This is a genomic window from Arenibacter sp. F20364 (assembly GCF_023015905.1).
In the GTDB taxonomy this organism is placed as follows: Bacteria; Bacteroidota; Bacteroidia; order Flavobacteriales; family Flavobacteriaceae; genus Arenibacter.
This window is the reverse complement of the sequence record NZ_JALKBD010000024.1, coordinates 13190-28621: the sequence shown is the minus strand read 5'-3', so window position 1 is coordinate 28621 and position 15432 is coordinate 13190. Positions and strand designations below refer to the sequence as shown.

The 15432-nt window shown below is 39.3% G+C and carries 13 protein-coding genes; 3 read left to right on the top strand and 10 right to left on the bottom strand.

Annotation, left to right across the window (positions count from 1 at the left end; genetic code table 11):
- The 3 genes from mobB (at position 1) to MWU84_RS17345 (ending at position 3527) form a co-directional block, all read left to right on the top strand.
- On the top strand, positions 1–1026 hold the full coding sequence (gene mobB / locus MWU84_RS17355; protein ID WP_246904105.1) for a MobB family relaxase: 1026 nt from the start codon (positions 1–3) through the stop codon (positions 1024–1026).
- 40 nt (positions 1027–1066) lie between these two features.
- Entirely contained in the window at positions 1067–2668 is a 1602-nt protein-coding gene (locus tag MWU84_RS17350) for a type IV secretion system DNA-binding domain-containing protein (protein ID WP_239985735.1), read from the top strand.
- 97 nt (positions 2669–2765) lie between these two features.
- On the top strand, positions 2766–3527 hold the full coding sequence (locus MWU84_RS17345) for a phospholipase D family protein (RefSeq protein WP_246904103.1): 762 nt from the start codon (positions 2766–2768) through the stop codon (positions 3525–3527).
- 266 nt (positions 3528–3793) lie between these two features.
- Here MWU84_RS17345 and MWU84_RS17340 read toward each other — a convergent pair whose 3' ends face one another.
- The 10 genes from MWU84_RS17340 to MWU84_RS17295 all read right to left on the bottom strand — a co-directional run bounded on the left by MWU84_RS17340 (position 3794) and on the right by MWU84_RS17295 (position 15429).
- Positions 3794–6904, bottom strand: coding sequence for an efflux RND transporter permease subunit (locus tag MWU84_RS17340; RefSeq protein WP_246904101.1), 3111 nt, complete (start codon positions 6902–6904; stop codon positions 3794–3796).
- 14 nt (positions 6905–6918) lie between these two features.
- The gene (locus MWU84_RS17335; RefSeq protein ID WP_111624473.1) at positions 6919–8421 is read right to left on the bottom strand and encodes an efflux RND transporter periplasmic adaptor subunit; all 1503 of its coding nucleotides are present in this window, start codon (positions 8419–8421) and stop codon (positions 6919–6921) included.
- Positions 8422–8441: 20 nt separating this feature from the next.
- Positions 8442–8684: a hypothetical protein gene (locus MWU84_RS17330; protein ID WP_069859106.1), complete on the bottom strand. Its 243-nt coding sequence runs from the start codon at positions 8682–8684 to the stop codon at positions 8442–8444.
- 18 nt (positions 8685–8702) lie between these two features.
- Positions 8703–9887 carry a TolC family protein gene (locus MWU84_RS17325; RefSeq protein ID WP_246904099.1) on the bottom strand — a complete coding sequence of 395 codons (1185 nt, stop codon included), beginning with the start codon at positions 9885–9887 and terminating at the stop codon, positions 8703–8705.
- A gap of 72 nt (positions 9888–9959) precedes the next feature.
- Entirely contained in the window at positions 9960–10400 is a 441-nt protein-coding gene (locus MWU84_RS17320) for a hypothetical protein (protein ID WP_111624471.1), read from the bottom strand.
- Positions 10401–11063: 663 nt separating this feature from the next.
- Positions 11064–13034 (bottom strand): heavy metal translocating P-type ATPase, encoded by a 1971-nt coding sequence (locus MWU84_RS17315; RefSeq protein WP_111624470.1) that lies wholly within the window; start codon positions 13032–13034, stop codon positions 11064–11066.
- 24 nt (positions 13035–13058) lie between these two features.
- A complete protein-coding gene (locus tag MWU84_RS17310) occupies positions 13059–13400 on the bottom strand; it encodes an STAS/SEC14 domain-containing protein (RefSeq protein ID WP_246904097.1) in 342 nt (113 codons plus the stop codon).
- A gap of 52 nt (positions 13401–13452) precedes the next feature.
- A complete protein-coding gene (locus MWU84_RS17305) occupies positions 13453–13869 on the bottom strand; it encodes a transcriptional repressor (RefSeq protein WP_103440910.1) in 417 nt (138 codons plus the stop codon).
- A 3-nt stretch (positions 13870–13872) separates the two neighbouring features.
- Positions 13873–14208 carry a P-II family nitrogen regulator gene (locus MWU84_RS17300; protein ID WP_111624468.1) on the bottom strand — a complete coding sequence of 112 codons (336 nt, stop codon included), beginning with the start codon at positions 14206–14208 and terminating at the stop codon, positions 13873–13875.
- A gap of 24 nt (positions 14209–14232) precedes the next feature.
- Positions 14233–15429 (bottom strand): efflux RND transporter periplasmic adaptor subunit, encoded by a 1197-nt coding sequence (locus MWU84_RS17295; RefSeq protein ID WP_111624467.1) that lies wholly within the window; start codon positions 15427–15429, stop codon positions 14233–14235.
- Positions 15430–15432: the final 3 nt, after the last annotated feature.

Here is a 15432-nt window from a genome sequence, read left to right as displayed (position 1 = left end):
ATGTATATCAGTATCACCAAACAACATTTGGACACGACCTTTTCCCAGAGCTCTTCGGATTTTGTCGACTATTTGGAAAAGGAGAACGAGGGAAAAGGATTGGATCAGCAAGAACAGTTCTTTGATCAAAACCATGACCGTATCCCCCCGGAACAGGTGGTCAAGGAGATCGACGGCAATACCGCCAAACTGAAAAAGCAGGAACCCAAGTTTTATTCCATCACCATTAACCCAAGTCAGCGGGAACTTAATCATATCAACAATGACCCAAAACTTTTAAAGGAATATGTGAGAGAGGTCATGAAGGACTATGCGGCTTCTTTCCATCGTGATAATCCTGTATCTGTAGACAGTATCAAATACTATGCGAAGCTGGAATATGAACGCACTTTTAAAGGGTTTGATAGGCAGGTGAAAGAAAATCAGGTGTACAGAGCACAGATCGTAAAACTTGAAAATGAAATCCGTAAAGTGGAACGGGGGGAGGTTGCCGGCAATGCCAAAACTATGCAAAATGACATCGCCATGCTCAATGCTCAAATCCCACATCGTATCGATGGCAAGGTCGTTGTTCAGGGGATGAAAAAGCCAGGACCACAGACCCATGTCCATATCATTGTCAGTAGAAAGGATGTTTCCAATAGATTTAGTCTTTCCCCAGGGAGCAAATACATGGCGTCAGAGTCCAAACTTAACGGCAAAATGGTCAAACGTGGGTTTAGGAGAGATCAGTTTTATGACAATGCGGAAAAGAGGTTTGATACCCTATTTAAATACAAACGAAATTTTGTGGAGTCGTACCAAGCCCGTAAGACTTATATCCATGACCCTAAAATTTATTTCGCCCATCTCTTGGGACTTCCGACCAATGAACGTAGCGCTGCATTTAAACTTATGGGTACTGCCGGGGTACATATTCCAAAACTTAATATTCCCACCAATAAGGTGGAAGCAGCCCTACAGGCCATTAAACAATTTAAAAAGGTAATAGACGTGGCCAAATCCTCAAGTTCCATAGCTATTTAAGAATGCCAGGAATTATTAGATGTTTCTAAAATAATCCAAGATGAAAATTACGGTTTTACTTTCTGTATTTATCTATGTGGCGGCCATGGCTTTGCAATATCTGTCCTTTAAGAAAAACAAGTATCCATTTGCTATCAACTTTATATTGTTGCTTGTTCTAGGAGGCGCATTACTAACCTTATTTGGGTGGCCAGTTTTTATCAAAATAGTATTGTTTTGGTTAATACCTTTTCAGGTGACAAACTTGGTATTATTTATATACTTCAATTATAATTTTGGAACTGCTATAGAACCAAAAAGATATAAGGTGAAGTTCGATTTATTGAACGGGAACCTGGTCCTGAAGAACATTAGGCGAGGGGCTTCCATAATTGGATCGGCGGGAAGTGGCAAAACGGAAAGCGTGGTCTATAATTTTTTGAAACACTTCAACGAGCATCAATTTGCAGGGGTCATCCATGATTACAAGGATTTTGAGATTACAGAAATGGCCTATCCCTTATTTAACAATACCGAAATACCGTTTCATATTATTTCCTTTGACGATATTCATCAGCGTGTTAATCCTATCGCACCTCGCTATATGGAGGACGAAGAAAGCGTTAATGAGGTTTCCAGGGTACTTTTGGAGAACCTTTTGGAGCAACGCGAGACAATTGCCATGGGTTCCTCAAAGTTCTTTAACGATGCCGTGGAAGGACTTTTGGGTGGCCTTATTTGGAAGCTGAAGACCAGCCATGGGAAATATTGTACCCTACCACACTTGATTGCTGCCTACCAATATTTGGATACGGAAAATCTGATACAATTTTTAAGTTCCGACTTTACATCCAAGGCTATGGCGGATGCCTTTATTTCAGGAAAGGATTCCGAACGTCAAACAGCCGGGGTAATGAGCACGCTGGCCAATGCCCTTAAAAAGATCAGTACCCAACGCATATTTATGGCACTGTCCGCCGATGAAGTGCCTTTGGATATAAATAATCCCGAACATCCCTCCGTAGTTTCCATAGTGAACAATCCTAAATTTGAAACGGCCTATTCCCCAGTGATAGCCACAATAATCCATACCATTACCAAGCAAATGAGCAAACGTGGCCGCCACCGTTCTTTCGTTTTGATGGAAGAAGCGCCTACGATACGATTGCTTAATATGCATAGAATTCCAGCGACTTTAAGAAGTTATGACGTTGCCACGATCTATGTGCTCCAGGATAAAATTCAAAACGATATGATGTATGGGGACAAAGCCAGCCGGGCCATTTTAAGTAATCTATCCTACCAGTTTTTTGGAAAGGCGAATGATCCCGATACCGCCAGATATTACGAACGTTTTTTTGAACTTGTAAAGCGGCCGACGAAGAGTGTTAGTAAGGGGGAGAATACGTTGAATTTTGATACCAGGATAACAAAGGGAGAGAGGGAGGTAAGCAAGATCCGGGCAGAGGAATTTTTTAGATTGAAGGAAGGGGAGTTTATTGCCTTCGCGGATGGCAAGGATAAAAAAGTAAGATTTCCAAAACCCAATATTGAGAAGGGGCTTCCAAAACCCAAATTTCGAATTAGAGATGGAGCGATAACGGAAAACTTTGAGCGGATCCATATGGACGTTCGAAAATTTCTGCCGTTAAAGCTGAAATAGTCTTAATTTGTTGATAACTAATGGATTTGGGTTTATATTCGTTTTAATAAGAGCATCGGATTTTGTAATTTAATAGGTCAACAATAATAAGGAAACCATGTATTTTAATCAGGCCATCTGCAATGTATATATCGGTACTGGAGCCGGCAAAAAATTGATGGAAGAAATTGAGAATGCAAAACGATCTGTAAAAATAGTATCGCCGTTTCTTTCTCCCTTTCTGGTCAAGAAATTGATCGACCTGCATTATAGGGGTGTTGAGGTACAGTTGATCACTATGGATACCATAGAGGACTTTTACGGGGATAGACAAAAGAATATCTGTCAACTTATTATTCAGGACAAAAGTATTGATATAGATGCAAAGGCCCTCCGATTAAAATGGATCAACATAAAAAGATGGCTTTACTTTTTTTTGATGGTAATGATTCTAGAGCTTGTTGTTATTGCATATAATATTCAGGATCGTATGGTTTTATGGGGAGGTATTCCTTTACTCCTAGCTTGGCTGTTGATTCGGAATTACACTTCGAAAATTAGGAACGCCAAAATCTACAAATATTCTTACCGACAGTTATTTCCTTTCAAGGTGTTTACAACTGCCGATTCCCATTCCTACTCACATCCTTTTATACATGGAAAATTGTACTTGATCGATGATGGGATTGCCTATTTGGGCTCATTGAATTTCACTGGTAATGGGACCAAGAATAACTATGAAACCAGGATCCGAATTGAGGACAGAAAAGCTATTAAAGAATTGGTAGGTGAATTTGATGCCTTGTTCCATAATGAAAACTACTTGGAAAAGGAGTTAACCGAGTGGGGTAAGGAGTTGTATCTTGAGCAAGGGAATTGAATAATAAGGCAATATTATACATTATAATAATAAATTTTAATCTGTTCCATTAAACATTCAGTTTACTGAATTACTTAGATTTATTACTCATTCATTAATTAAATCCAAATCATAGAAGGTTCTAAATCCAAAAATTCTAAATGTATCAATTCAATGCCTATTGTGAATCTTAAATTGAACTAATAATCCGAGCCAAATAGACCTTGGCAAACAATTTGTTACTCAAGGCCTGAAATGGTTCAGTTATATATCCGAAGATTTTTTATTTACACTAATTCCGGGGCGTCAGCAGCACTGGTCGGGCTTTTCAATACCAACTGATAAACACAAGGAATCACGACCAAATTTAAAATGGTAGCAGATAACAATCCCCCCAAAATAACCACCGCCATGGGGCTTTGTATTTCACTGCCAGGCTCGCCTCCTTTTAGGGCCAAGGGAATCAAGGCCAGGCCTGTTGTAAAGGCTGTCATTAAGATCGGGTTTAGGCGATCTAAAGCTCCTGTTTTTATCAATTCAAAACCTTTCATTCCTTCCTTTCTCAAATCCTCATATCTGGAAACCAATAGGATTCCATTTCGGGTTGCGATACCGAAAAGGCTAATAAAACCTATGGTCACTGCGATACTGATAATTCCGGAAGTGAAGTACACTATCAAAATACCACCGATTAAAGCCAAAGGCAGATTGATCAATACTACAAATGCCAGTTTTACATCTTTAAATTCATAATACAATAGCAGGAAAATGATAGCTATTGCAATGATTGCAGTGAACATAAGTAATTGTGATGCTTTGGACTCGCTTTCAAACTGTCCGCCATATTCCACCCGATAACCTTCAGGCATTGCTACATTACTGGCAACAACATCCTTTATTTCGTTGACGGCACTTCGTAAATCCCTGCCCTGTACATTGGCAGCTACTACAATTTTACGTTGCACATCCTCTCGGTTAATAGTATTTGGACTGCTCACGGATTGAACGGTGGCCAATTCACCTATTATTGTGTATCCGCCATTAGGAAGACTTACTAATGTATTGTTGATGTTCTCAATGTCATTCCTAAATGGTTTTTCGTAGCGCACAACCAGATCGAAATATTGTTGACCTTCATAAATTTCGCCTGCCTCTTCCCCGGCAAAAGCAATATCTACCTGCTCCATCAAATTTCCAACTGTCATTCCATAGGCCGCCAAAATTTGACGTTTAGGTTTGATGCGTATCTGCGGAACTTCTATTTGTTGGTCTACCGCTACATCCGCCAAGCCATCAATATCTTTGATGTTCTGCTCTACACTCTTGCCTACTTCAAACAAACGTTGTAGATCGAAGCCATAAATCTTGATCGCAATATTGGCACGTGTACCTGATAGCATATGATCTATCCGGTGTGCGATGGGTTGCCCCAAAGTAATATTTACCCCTGGGGCAATGCTTAATTTGGTTCGGACTTCTTCAAAAAATTCTTCCTTGGTTTTGTCTTTTAGAATAAATGGGACATCAATTTCTGAAGCATTTACACCTTGTGCGTGTTCATCCAGTTCTGCTCGTCCTTGTCGTCGGGTAACCACTTCAACTTCGGGCAGGTCCAATAATATCGTCTCTATCAATTTTCCTGTTTTGTTGCTCTCTTCCAAAGACATTCCCGGTGGTCCTACCACACTAATTACCAAAGAACCTTCATTAAATTCTGGAAGAAAACTTCTTCCCAATTGCGTTAAAACCAAAAGACTTACAAAGAAGGCAATGACCGTTACACCAATGACAGCTTTTGGAATTTTTGTGGCGCGTTCCAATATATTTCCATAATGTTTCTGTAACCAACGTTCCACCCGTGTGCCCTCTGCTTGTTTGTTCAAAAGCTTTTCGTTATCCAACAAATAGGAACACAATATTGGGGTTACAGTTACAGCAACGATCAAAGAGGTTAGAACAGATGTTACAAATGCAATGCCCAACGGTTGCAATAATCTACCTTCCATCCCGCTCAAAAAGAACAGCGGTATAAATGAGACAATGATAATCAAGGTGGCGATAATAATAGAACTTCGTATTTCTACGGAAGCGTCCCGCACGACCGTAATTGTCGATTGCCGATCAGACTTTGGTTTTCTGATATTTTCGCGCAGGCGCTTATACACATTTTCCACATCAATAATAGCATCATCCACCAAGGCGCCAATAGCGATTGCCATCCCACCTAAACTCATTGTGTTAATGGTATAACCCAGCCATTTTAAGATGATAATGGACACCAATAAGGAAATAGGAATGGCAAGCAATGAAATTACCGTTGTTCTCCAATTCATTAAAAAGATGAAAAGGATAATCATTACAAAGAATGCACCTTCCATTAAGGTTTGATTCAAATTGCTGATCGAGGCATCAATAAAATCGGATTGTCTAAAGATTTGACTTTTAATGTTTACACCTTTAGGCAAAGTTGCTTGTAAATCAGCAATAGCTTCATCCAAACGGTCTGTAAGTTCCAATGTATTTACATCCGGTTGCTTTGAAATGGTTAAGATCACCGCCGGATTCGCATTCAATGAACCATCCCCAATCTTATCGGCAGCTCCAATTTGAACCGTGGCCACATCCTTAATTTTGATGGTTTGACCATTGACCTGTTTTAAAACTGCTTCCCGTAAATCCTCCAAAGCATAAGCTCTACCACTCCCTTTGATAATGTATTGATTGCCATATTGGTTGATAACACCACCTGGCGCATTGGCATTGGCCTCTTTAACCTTTTCGACCAATTCTGAAAGACTTAGGTTGTAATACTTCATCTTTTCAGGGTTTGCAAATACTTGGTATTGCTTATAATCGCCACCTATGACCACCACATTTGCAATACCGCCAATAGCTTTTATACGTGGTCTAATGGTCCAATCGGAAAGAGTTCGTAATTCCATTGCCGAAAGGCTATCCGACGTAACTCCCAGTAGCATTATTTCGCCCATAATGGATGAAATAGGAGCCATAGTCGGCGCACCTATTCCTTCCGGTAAATTTTCCCTTACCATTGGGATCCGTTCGCTCACAATTTGTCGTGCTCGATAGATATCGGTTCCCCAATCAAATTCTACCCAAACAATGGATATGCCTGCTGCCGATGAAGAACGGATTCTTCGAACATTTGGCGAGCCGTTCAAGGCTGTTTCCAGTTGATAGGTTACTAATTTTTCGACTTCTTCAGATTCCATTCCATGGGCTTCGGTAAGAATGGTTACCGTAGGTGCCGTAAGATCTGGGAATACATCGACGTTCATTGTCCTGGCATAGTAAATACCCAACACGCTCAATGCAACCGCTCCCAATAGAATGAGCAATCTATTTTGAAGTGAAATTGATAATATTTTGTTTAACATTTCTCTTCGATTTTTTAATGTTCGTGACCGTGTGCAGGTGTTGAACCGGACATTGAAGCCATTTTAACCTGATATGCTCCTGTGGTTACTACTACTTCCCCAATCTCTAGACCTTGGAGTATTTCTACATTTTCCCCATTGCGCTTTCCAATTTTTACAGGCCTTCTTTCAAAACTTTCTCCTGAAAGTTGTACCATAACGGAATAACTACCATAATCTTCCAACAAAGCATTTACAGGAATCATTGTGTTTTGGGTTGCGTTGCCCATTGCAATTTGAACCTGGGTCAAGCTCCCTTCCGGCATTTCAATATCGTCATTGACCTGGGCAAAAACAGAAATTAGCGGTCTGTTGTTATCTACATCTTTAGCAATGGAAAGGATCGAACCTCCAGAAGATGCCACATTGCGCCATTGGGCATCCTTGGTTTGATACCAAATGCTTTGTGCATTCTCCATGGTGAGTCCATAAGAAGGTGCAATTTGGGTCTTTAAAACCCTGGATCGAAGCGTTCCCAACGTTAACATTGCGGCGCCTTGGTCTACATAATCTCCGTTGGCAACATTTATCGCTGTGATATAACCATCGAATGGTGCCCGAATTTGCTTTCCGTCACCAGCAACTCCTGCCGCAAGGCCTTGATAATTGGATCGGGCGATATTGAAATTGCTTTCTACTTTTTCAAACTCTGCTTTAGGAACAATTTTCGATTCGTACAATTGCTTTTTACGTTCATATTCGGACTTAGCCTGTTCAAAACTGGAACGTGCCTTTGCAATTTCTGTACTCAAATTATTGGATGCCAAACCTTGACTGCTTATATTGATCAATAATTGGCCTTTTTTAACTGGCGTACCCTCGGTAAGATTGCTTTCTGCAAAATCCACCACCCCGTTAGATTTTGCTACCATTGTCTTAACGGAGCCTGGCGAAGGCATCCAAACACCTGAGGTATTTATAACATCATAGATTTTACCATTGATCGCAGCCGCTGTCTGAAAGTCTATTTTCCAAGCTTGTTCCTTCAAAAATGAAATGCTCCCATCATCTTTAGCTGCACCCAAGGCCTTTATGGCTTCATCCGCATTGGCAAATACGGTAACACTATCAATAACGATCTTATCTGAATATCCGGGCGTAGTTAATTCAAAGACCAACTGATAGTTCCCTACTTCTTTGGGCTGAATTGCAGGTGAAAATATCCCAGGTGATGTGGGTGCATCCGCCGTATTCCTGATGCCCTTACCATCTTTTATCAGGCTTACGGTTACCGAACCTTCCCTAACAGGCTGGTGTTTATCCATTTCGGTAAAATGAGCAGCGAATCTACTTCCTTGGCCTACTATTAGTACCGGAAACTCAACAAATAGTTCTGTTTTGTCCGTCCAAATCGTATGGTCCAAACGGGGAATTTCTTCTCCAACATGACTACCATCTGCATTATGTGCGTGTGCATCTTCTGTCTTGTCATTACAAGACATTGCCAAAAAGGCAAGCACTATAATTATATATTTCATTTGCTACAACTATTTATATATTAATGATTGTGGTGCTCAGAACCATCATCATGTTTATGGGTTTCAGGTTTAATTTCCATAGAATCCTTATCAACATGGAACTCTTCTTGTTCTATAGTTTCCTCGTGCATATGACCACCGTCAGCATCGTGTTCATGACCGTGCTCTTCTGTGCTTTCTGGCTTTGATTTTGTGTCTCTACAAGAAGTTAAGGCCACAGTTGAAACTAAGGCTACCGCGAATACTATTTTTGAAATTTTCATAATGTTTTGTTTTAAAATTTATAATTGATGTTTTAATAATTCTGCTTGAAGCAAATGCAAATCTTTTTCCATTTGCAGCATTTTATCGAAGGCATTTCGGTAAAACTGAAGCTCTACATAGTAATCCATAAAAGAATACTCACCCAGCATATAGGCCTTAAAAAGTAATTTCTCACTTTCCAAATTGCCCATCGTAGTTTGATACTCATGGTACTTTGAACGCATTAATTGGTAGCGATTAAAAGATTCTTGAAATTGGGCGTAGAGCGTAGTTGAGATTACTTGCGAATTGGATTGCTGATACTCATGGCTTGCTTGCGCAGCTTTAACTTTGTTCTTACTGCCCCATAAGGGAATGGATAGTCCACCGTAAAATCCCGAATAATTATTGCCATTTACACCCTGATGGTTGTAGCCTAGAGCGACATTTGGAAGTACCTTGTTATGCTCCAATTTCATTTTTTGCAAGGAAGCAACCTCATTGGTCTTTAATTCCAGGAGGGCAGGGTCTTGCACTAATTTTTCCTGCCAAAGGTTGTCCTTACTTCCTATTTCTACGGGCAAATCAATTAGCAATGAAAGTACATCCAAAGGTTTGTTGCCATTTAAGGTTTTTAGTTTGGATACCAGGATTTGGATGTCATTTTCGATCTGTCCAAGCACAAATTGTTCCTGAATCCATGCAATTTTGGCTTTATTCAAATCTAAAATACCTACTTGCTCCTTGTCATAGAGCTCCTTAAGCTGATCAAATACCTGTTTGCCCTGAGCTCTTCTTTCGGCCTCAATTCCTTTTTGCCTCCTTAAGAAAGCAAGCTCTATAAGAAGCTCCTTCGCATTTAATAGCACCAACTGTCTCCTTTTTGTATAGGCAGTTTGTAGTTGCGCCGACTTTAAATGGTTCCACTTACCCCTTGCAGCATAAACCGTTGGGAACTCAAACGATTGTGATATTTGATATTCCGTATAAGTATCTGTGGTATTATCGCCAAAGGGCAGATAATACCCAGAGAGCTGTGGGTCTGGCAAATTGTTGGTGCTCTTGTTTTCGAGCTGTTGACTTTCAATATAGGATTGATAGCCTTGTAACTCGGTATTATTCTGTTCTATTTCAAGAAGTAATTCCTCCAAATTTCTATTTTGAGAGAAACCACTAACAAAAGACAGGCATCCGCAAATAGCGAATACTATATGTTTATTCATTGTTTGTGAATTTTAGGTTTAATCTAAATTTATAAAAGGATTACTACCATAGCGGTAATTGCTCCTAAACGATTAACCTAAAGATGGGGGACCTCGTGTATCGAGGCATGAGAGAAAAGAATTAAAATAAGTATTCGGTGGATGATAAATAGGAGATGTTCTATTTTGCCCATCATCAATTAAAAAAAGACCTTGAATGTCAAAAACACCATTAGCAATCTCTTTACCAATAATGGTCTGCTTTTCAACAATGTCTCTGTTAAATAGGCCAATATCACTCGACACCGTAGAATGGACGTGCATATCCAAAAAGAATCCAAAGAAACCTAAAGGTGAATTTTCGTCTTCTTGGGAATGGTCATCATTGTGATGGTGTTCGCTAGTATGTGCAATTTCTGAATGTGAATGTGTTTCCTCATGTTGATGATGCAAATGAGGAAAGGCTTGATGCAGCATCATAAAGCTGAACAGGCCTAAAAAGAAAAATGCTTTTATGTGATTGTACTTTTGCATCAAAAACAAAGATAACTTTTCCGATTTAATTTTAAACGGATCTAAAGCTTTTTTAAAATTTTGAATGGGCTACGGTAAAAAAGGGTTTTTCCGTTGAAATATAAACTCAAGCAGCCCCAAGAAACTAGTTTTTAGTATGGGGAATGTGCCTAAAAAGGTATGTTTTAAACCATTTTGCGATTATTGCAATGAAAGTTTTGCACAACATGTACTTTTAGATACTAATTCAATGTACGAGGCAAATTTTTGCTACTTTTCATTTTTTGAAACATAAAGGATTTAATATTGCAAGTATAGTAGACAACCAAGTTAGAAAAATTAGCAAGCTCAATTGTTGGCTATGTGACGTTAGAAGATATGTTATGCATGCGTGAGCATTTCTTTTTCCCAAACTATCGCTATATTATATATATCCTGTTATTTACACTATACCCATTTCACGATTTTACTTATCGGAGAAAAGCAGGTAAAAGAAATAAAAAATAGCCTCAAAAAAATAAATTATTAATCCTACAATAAATATTCCAGTGATTACAAGGGTGCCACATAATCTATCCTTCTTGGTCACCGTCCGTCCTTTAGGTTCTTCAAGTTTGTTATTTTCTCTTCTCTTTCTCCGACTTTGAGACATTTCATAGGTATATTTATATATATATTCACTTTTTATGAGTGCCAAACCATTTTTTGGAGCCGTATGGCATTGAGTATTGCCAAAAGTGCCACGCCTACATCCGCAAATACGGCTTCCCACATTGTCGCCATTCCGAACGCTCCTAGGGCCATTACCAACACTTTTACGCCAAAGGCAAGACCAATGTTTTGCCAAACAATTCGACGTGTAGAACGCCCTATTTGAATAGCACGTGCAATCTTACTCGGTTGGTCGTTTTGGATAATGACATCGGCAGTCTCGATAGCGACATCACTGCCAAGACCTCCCATTGCAATTCCTACATCACTTGCAGCCAAGACAGGGGCATCGTTAATACCATCGCCAATAAATGCAACTTTGGTATCGAGCTGCTTTTTTAGTTTTTCGACTTCGTTAAGTTTATCTTCGGGTAATAGACCACCCTTCGCCCAATCGATTTTCAATTCTTTTGCTATCTGTTGGGTAATGGAATCCTTATCGCCAGAAAGCATGATGATTTTGGAAATCCCTGATTCCCTAATTTGCTTTATGGCTTGATGCGCATCGGCCTTTAATTCATCCGCTATGGTCACATAACCTGCAAATTTTCCATCAATGGCAACCATTACAATTGATTCTACGATGCCATCTGTTTGTGAATTGACTTCTATTTTGTTCGAGGTCATTAAGGCTTTATTTCCTACCAACACGGTTTTTCCATTGACCGTTCCTTTTAATCCTTTCCCGGCGACTTCGGAAACCTCGGTCGCTTCAAAATCAGCACCCTCTGCCTTGTATTCCAAAATTGCCTTTGCAATGGGATGGGTGGATTGTTCTTCCATCGACATTAGGTACTGCATAAATTCCGCTTCGGTAAAAGCCGAGCTGTTTACAACTCCTTTGATTTTAAAGACCCCTTTGGTTACCGTCCCAGTTTTATCCATTACCACGGTATTTACTTTTGTCATCGTATCTAAAAAGGATGCACCCTTGAACAGTATTCCATTTCTGGATGCCGCACCCAGGCCGCCGAAATAACCCAAGGGAATAGAAATTACTAGGGCACAGGGACATGAAATCACTAAGAATATCAGCGCACGGTAGAGCCATTCACGGAACACGTAACCATCTACAAAAAAGTAGGGCAGGAATGTTAGCCCGATAGCTAGGAAAACAACGATGGGGGTATAAATCCTTGCAAACTTTCTGATAAAAAGCTCCGTTTTGGACTTTCGGGCGGTGGCGTTCTGTACCATATCCAAAATTCGTGCTATGGAACTGTCCTTAAATTCCTTTGTCGTTTCCACTTCTATAACACCATCGAGGTTGATGCTACCGGCAAATACCTTTTCATCCTTTGCAATGGTATCGGGTTTGCTTTCTCCTGTCAAGGCTGCCGTATTAAACGAACCTTTTTCAGAAAGTAGCATACCATCAAGCGGTACTTTCTCCCCCACTCGTACCTGAATCTTCTCACCTATAGCAACCGTTTCTGGATTGACGGAAATAAACTCGCCATCGCGAAATACCAGTGCTTCATTGGGGCGTACGTCCAGCAAAGCTTTGATGTTTCCTTTAGCACGGTTGACAGCGGCATTCTGGAACAGTTCGCCTACAGCATAGAATAACATCACGGCCACACCTTCCGGATATTCGCCTATGGCAAATGCCCCCAAAGTTGCAATGGACATCAAGAAGAATTCTGTAAAGAAATCGCCATTTTTAATACTGTTCCAGCCTTCTTTTATCACAGGGAAGCCTACAGGAAGGTATGCTGCTGTGTAATAAACAATACGTATCCAGTCTTTAAAATAAGGTAATGCATCAAAATAGTCTATGGTAATACCGACTATCAGCATCACAAAACTAAAAATAGCAGGTAGGTAGGTTTTAAATTTACTTATCCTTTCTGAACTGCTGTGCTTATGACCATCGTCGTGAGCATGTTCTCCTTTATGTTCTTCGATATTGATATCACGAAGATTACGTTTTTTCTTGCTCATTTTATATTATTGAAAATTTATCCATTACTTAGCTTGTTCCTTGTTCTTTAAATCGAAATATTTCACTTCAGAACTTGTGAAAAAATTAGTTGCTTTTGCAGCCCATTCCTGCCATTTCTTTTCTCCTACAAAAGCCATTTTTCCATAATCTGAAAGGTGGGAAACATCGACTTTAATATCAGCCCAAAGACCTTGCAGCTCATATCCGTGGAAATCGTGCATTTCAAAATAGAAATCCACTTTATTATTGGTTTTAAGAATTTTGTGGATTAGCGGATGGACTTGTTCAACATCTTCTTTTGAGATTTTACCTTCCAATTTTACTGCTATCAAATTTTCATTTTTTGAATTTATTAACTGTATCATAATTTTAATTTTTATTCAATGTATTGAAATAAAGAATGCAACGGAAGTGCATTTAATGGCCGCTACACTTCTCACAAATTCCCGTTATTACCAGGTTTGCATCCTCGGCGATGTAACCGTCGGGTAAGTTGATATGAGGAATTTTATGATCTGTTAAGCAAACTGTTTTATCGCAATTACTACAATGAAAATGTAAATGTAGGTCTTGATCCAGCTCGCAATTACACCCTTGTTCGCATAAGGCATATTTTGAGATACCTGTACCATCATCAATATGATGAACAATCCCCTTGTCCTCAAAGGTTTTTAGTGTCCTGTATAATGTCGTTCTTTCAGCTTTAACAAAGGCATCCTCAATATCTGTAAGTGCTATGGCTACTTCTTTTTGAGCCATAAATTTATATATGAGAATACGCATCGCTGTTGGTCGTATTCCATTGTTTTCCAATTTTTTTTCTATTTCGGTCATTATTTAATTTATACGTTTTAATGATTCGCCCGTTTTAATCTGAAAGGCATCTTCAACATTGGAAACATAAATAATTCCGTCTCCTGGTTCGTCAGTTTTACTATTCTTCGTAATTATTTCAATAGTGTTTAGGGATACTTCAGTTTGGCAGACCAGTTCCAATTTAATCACTGGGCTGTCTGTAAGGTGAAAATCCAAGGATGGTCTTGAACCTTTTGACTTGAATGCGCCTGTACCTTCTGCTTGTGAAAGGGTCATACTTTTAAAGCCATTATCAGTAAGGGCATCTATTACTTTTTGAATCCTGTTTGGTTTTATAAATGCTTTTATTTCTTTCATCTTTTCCAATTATTTAATTATGAATTAATCATCGTGTCCCAATTCGCCCTTTATCATTTCTGATGATAATGTATACGCACCTTTGGTAACCACTTTTACATCTTGTACAATTTCTGTAGGAAGATTGATTTCAACATATCCTAAATCTATAATTCCAACGTTCACTGGAATCATTTTAAATTTCATTTTGTTATCTCCTTTTTCGTCATCTGCATCCAATATGAATATAAAGGACTGTTCGCCCTCTTTTATGATGGCATCTTCGGGTACTGCAAACGCCATTTTTTGGTCTTGGACTATTCTTCCTTCCACATACATTCCGGGAAGCAATTCTTTATCTTCATTATGAACGTCTGCGTGGACGTGCAATGCTTTAGGGTCAGTTTCAAAAGTTTTACCGATGGCGTGAATTTTTGCCTTTAAAAGCTCGTCTGGTTTGGCTGCAACCGTAAAATATATTTCCTGACCTACCTTAACTTTTCGGATGTCCTTTTCGTACACTTTAAAATCCACGTGAATTTCAGAATTATCGCTTACTGTGAACATTTTGGTCTGGGGTGCTACATAATCGCCAAGACTTATCATTACTTCATCCACGTATCCGCTTATAGGGGTTGTTATGGGAACTGCGGAGTAAATCTGCCCTTTAAGTACTTGGTCGGTGTTTATGCCTAACAATCTCAATTTAGAACGAAGTCCGTTTACAGAAGAACTGGTGGAACGGAACTTGGATTGTGCCATTTGAAATTCCTTGCCAGACGAAACTCCCTTATCGTACAAAGTTTGCTTACGTTCAAAATCCTGTTTTAAAAATACAAGTTCATCATTTTTTTCTTGATATTCCTGTTGCATCGTTATAATATCGGGATGTTCCAAATATGCCAATACTTGACCCTTGTTTACCTTATCACCTTCAATGACCTTTATGGATCGCACGTTTCCACCCACAAAAGGACTTATGTTTGCCCTGTCTTGCGGAAATAGTTCCAATTGACCAGTAACTTTAATGGTATTGCCTAAACTCTTTCTTTCCAGGGTATTCATTTCAAGACCAATAGTTTCAGCCTGCTCCTTTGTAAGTTCTACCACACCCTCTTCATGCTTTTCTTCGCTGTGCTCTGTATTTTCCTCATTATGTCCCGAACCTGAATCTACTTTGTTATTGCAACCTATCATCAAAAAGGTTACTAGTGCTATACTGATTATAGATATATATTTCATTTT

Excerpts from the sequence above, each read along its gene's own strand:
- mobB (WP_246904105.1), top strand. The coding sequence starts at position 1 with ATGTATATCAGTATCACCAAACAACATTTGGACACGACCTTTTCCCAG.
- MWU84_RS17350 (WP_239985735.1), top strand. The coding sequence starts at position 1,067 with ATGAAAATTACGGTTTTACTTTCTGTATTTATCTATGTGGCGGCCATG.
- MWU84_RS17345 (WP_246904103.1), top strand. The coding sequence starts at position 2,766 with ATGTATTTTAATCAGGCCATCTGCAATGTATATATCGGTACTGGAGCC.
- MWU84_RS17340 (WP_246904101.1), bottom strand. The coding sequence starts at position 6,904 with ATGTTAAACAAAATATTATCAATTTCACTTCAAAATAGATTGCTCATT.
- MWU84_RS17335 (WP_111624473.1), bottom strand. The coding sequence starts at position 8,421 with ATGAAATATATAATTATAGTGCTTGCCTTTTTGGCAATGTCTTGTAAT.
- MWU84_RS17330 (WP_069859106.1), bottom strand. The coding sequence starts at position 8,684 with ATGAAAATTTCAAAAATAGTATTCGCGGTAGCCTTAGTTTCAACTGTG.
- MWU84_RS17325 (WP_246904099.1), bottom strand. The coding sequence starts at position 9,887 with ATGAATAAACATATAGTATTCGCTATTTGCGGATGCCTGTCTTTTGTT.
- MWU84_RS17320 (WP_111624471.1), bottom strand. The coding sequence starts at position 10,400 with ATGCAAAAGTACAATCACATAAAAGCATTTTTCTTTTTAGGCCTGTTC.
- MWU84_RS17315 (WP_111624470.1), bottom strand. The coding sequence starts at position 13,034 with ATGAGCAAGAAAAAACGTAATCTTCGTGATATCAATATCGAAGAACAT.
- MWU84_RS17310 (WP_246904097.1), bottom strand. The coding sequence starts at position 13,400 with ATGATACAGTTAATAAATTCAAAAAATGAAAATTTGATAGCAGTAAAA.
- MWU84_RS17305 (WP_103440910.1), bottom strand. The coding sequence starts at position 13,869 with ATGACCGAAATAGAAAAAAAATTGGAAAACAATGGAATACGACCAACA.
- MWU84_RS17300 (WP_111624468.1), bottom strand. The coding sequence starts at position 14,208 with ATGAAAGAAATAAAAGCATTTATAAAACCAAACAGGATTCAAAAAGTA.
- MWU84_RS17295 (WP_111624467.1), bottom strand. The coding sequence starts at position 15,429 with ATGAAATATATATCTATAATCAGTATAGCACTAGTAACCTTTTTGATG.